Annotated in this window: 2 protein-coding genes; both read left to right on the top strand. The window is 38.0% G+C overall.

Translation table 11 applies throughout. The annotated features are described in order from the left end of the window. The first annotated feature begins 70 nt into the window (after window positions 1–70). The gene (locus ACRCJ0_RS10730; protein ID WP_431390430.1) at window positions 71–550 is read left to right on the top strand and encodes an RrF2 family transcriptional regulator; all 480 of its coding nucleotides are present in this window, start codon (window positions 71–73) and stop codon (window positions 548–550) included. A gap of 18 nt (window positions 551–568) precedes the next feature. Next, entirely contained in the window at window positions 569–3184 is a 2616-nt protein-coding gene (locus ACRCJ0_RS10725) for a YhgE/Pip family protein (protein WP_431387577.1), read from the top strand. Window positions 3185–3519: the final 335 nt, after the last annotated feature.

Raw genomic sequence — 3519 nt, 5'->3', positions numbered from 1 at the left:
TTGTAAATGAAATCATCAAGAGATAGAATGTATCCATAGATAAATTTCATCCACGAATGGAGGGTATTCAATGAAGATGAAAAGTGGGGTTGAACAAGCCCTTTGTATAATGATTATGCTGGCAACCCAGGCCGATCACCGTCCCATAAAAAGCACAATTTTAAGTCGGCGTCTTGAGGTGTCTGATTCATACCTGAAAAAAATCATGCGTACTTTGGTGGTTTCAGGTTTGGTGCATTCTATAGCTGGTAAGGATGGCGGTTTTGTATTAAAGAAATCACCTAAAGATATGACGATGTTACATATTTATGAAGCGATTGAGGGCAAAGAAAGTTTTGTTCGACCAACAAATTTAGCAGAAAAAGTATTTTTACATGCTGATAAAATTAAGAATAAAAAACGCGAAGTATTAGATGTATTTTCTGATGCTGAGCAATTATTTAAACAACGATTACAAAAATATACACTTGAATCATTATTAATAGCAGGCACTAATGAAGTGAATGTTATAGATTGGGAATCAATTGTTACTTCTAACGAAAAAGAATAAGAATGGACGTGTGCTGCTTTGATTAAGCAAGAATGGCAATCAATATTTACAAAGAAAAAAATGATCATTATTTTACTAGGGATAGCTTTTATTCCTTCGTTATACACAGTAATTTTTTTGAGTTCTATGTGGGATCCATATGGAAAACTTGCGAATTTACCAGTAGCCGTTGTGAATGAAGACAAGGCAGTTCAATATAATGATGAAAACTTAGCAATAGGGGATAATTTAGTGGATGAGTTGGAAAATTCAGATGAAATGGATTTTGAATTTGTGTCAAAATCAGATGCTGAGGCTGGATTAAAAGATGGTGATTACTATATGGTCATCACCATTCCCAAAAATTTCTCAGAAAACGCCACGAGCTTACTTGAAGATGAACCCAAACAAATGACCTTAAATTATGAAACCAGCGCGGGACATTCTTATATTGCCTCCAAGCTAACCTCTTCTGCAGCTAATACGATTAAGGATTCGGTATCTAGCGAAGTGACTAAAATATACGCGGAAACAATTTTTGCACAATTACAAACTGTGGCAGATAAAATGCAAGATGCTGCGGATGGTGGTAGTCAAATTAAAGACGGTGTAGAAGAAGCTGCAGATGGAAATGCTACAATAACAGAAAATTTAAACACTTTAGCATCATCAAGTCTAATTTTTGCTGATGGGGCAGATAGCTTAGATGTTGGTTTAAACACATATATTGATGGTGTCAGTCAAGTAAACGAAGGTGCTACGGCTTTAAACGAAGGTACCAGTCAATTAACAGATAGTATGCCTGCCTTGACATCGGGCGTAAGTCAATTGACTAGCGGTGCAGGCGATTTAGCTGATGGTAGTGCTACTCTAAGTGCTGGGTTAACTACTTTGTCTGATAATACAGTGACATTAGCAGATGGCGCTAATAGTTTGAACGATGGCATGGTGCAATTAGCTGAAGGGAGTCAGGCTTTAACAGATGGCTTATCACAATTAAATGCGAGTCTAACAAGCGAAGAACAGGCTGCGAAAATAACAGCTTTACAAACCGGATTAGATCAAATGAAATCAGGTTTAGATAATTTAGATAGTAGTTTACAGAATTCAAGTTTAGCTGGAGACTTATCAGATGTTACTGGCCAATTAGAGACATTATCGACTGCAATGGCAGATGTGCAAACACAATTGACCAGTATTGTAGCAGTTAGTGACCCAACTAGTAATACAGAAGCTGTTTTAACAGCAATTGAAGCAAGCGGGGCTGCATTAACGCCTGAACAAGAGGCTGCAGTTAGTACGGCTGTTGCAAACCAATTTACGACAGTGGCCACTACTCAAGCGGGCTCAGTTCAAACGATTTCTACTGATTTATCGTCTCTATCTAGTTTGCAAGACGTTGATGTCACGGTAATTGGTAGCCAGATTGCTAATTTACAAGCAAGTGTTCATCAATTAACTGAAGGGTATGATGCTTTATATGATGGTACCAATACCTTAATTGATGGCGTTAACCAAGTGGCATCTAGTAGCAATACCTTATTAGCGGGCGCACAGACACTGGATGCTGGAATAGATCAAGCACAAAGTGGTGCTACTGCATTAGCTTCAGGTATGAGTCAACTGAATGACGGTACCCAAGAATTGAATGCGGGTGGTTTATCACTAACAGATGGTTCTAATCAATTGAGTGAAGGTCTAAATACATTGAATAGCCAAACAGGCACTTTGGCTGATGGCGCCATTCAATTGCAAGCAGGTACACAAGCCTTGGCTGATGGTACTGGCCAACTAGTTGCTAATAGTGGTCTATTAACTGATGGTACTAGCCAACTTGCAGATGGTGCAGGGCAAATTGCAGATGGGGCAGATCAATTGGCGAATGGTTCACAAACATTAGGTGACGGCCTAGGCACAATCGCTGGTGGTACATCTGAATTAAGTACACAGTTAGCGAATGGTAGTCAAACGCTGAACGAAGTTGATGCAACTGACAATACGTATGACATGATGGCAGAACCAGTCGACACTAATCAAACTGAAACCGCACCAATTCCAAATAATGGTACAGGGATGGCGCCATATATGATGTCTGTTGCTTTATTCATCGGTGCAATTACCTTAAATCTAATGTTCGATAGTTATACACCTAAAGGTCGCCCTAAAAATGGCATCAGCTGGTGGGCAAGTAAATTCTCTGTGTTGGCAGTGGTTGGTATTTTACAATCCTTGATTATGGTATTTCTATTACATACAGTGAATGGTTTAGAAACATTTTCTATGAGTAAAACATTACTCGTAACGATAATAACGGCCTTAACTTCAATTTCGATTGTCATGTTATTTAATTTATTGTTTGATAAAATTGGCTCTTTCATAATGTTAATTTTCTTGATTTTACAACTGTCAGGTTCAGGTGGTACCTATCCAATTCAATTGTCAAATCCATTCTTTGAAGCGATCCATCCCTACCTACCAATTACTTATTCTGTAGATGCCTACAGACAATTATTCGGTATAGGTGGTAGCATACGCACTGATGTATTTGTTTTAACGTCAATTCTGATTGTGTTCACGCTTTTAATCATTCTCTTCTACACTATAAAGTACAAGAAATTGAAAGCAAATGACTTTAAGACGCAAGCAGCAGTGTAGTGCAATTTTGTTAAAACACGGTTAGGGGAATGTTACCTTACCGTGTTTTTTGATGTGGATTAAATTGTAGTCGGATTTCGCATCCTGTCTGACCGCCCGCGCTCACATCCTGTGCAATATTACAGGTATTTTACGTTTGTTTGTATTTATCTAACATTTATATAGAAAAATTACCCTTTCATGTATAATGAGAGTAATGATTTTACTAGAAGAGGAGTCGCTATATGTCTAAGAAAGCACGCGAAGATTTTTACAAAAAGCAAAAAGATCTTGATCGTAAAGCAGAATCTACTGCTTCGAAAATAGCTAAATGGTTTTTAGTGGTTGCAGCAGCA

It is taken from the genome of Aerococcus sp. L_32 (assembly GCF_050689315.1).
This window is presented reverse-complemented; position numbering and strand designations above follow the sequence as displayed.

What these genes read in the sequence shown, in the direction of transcription:
- ACRCJ0_RS10730 (WP_431390430.1), top strand. Translation starts at nt 71, where the DNA reads ATGAAGATGAAAAGTGGGGTTGAACAAGCCCTTTGTATAATGATTATG.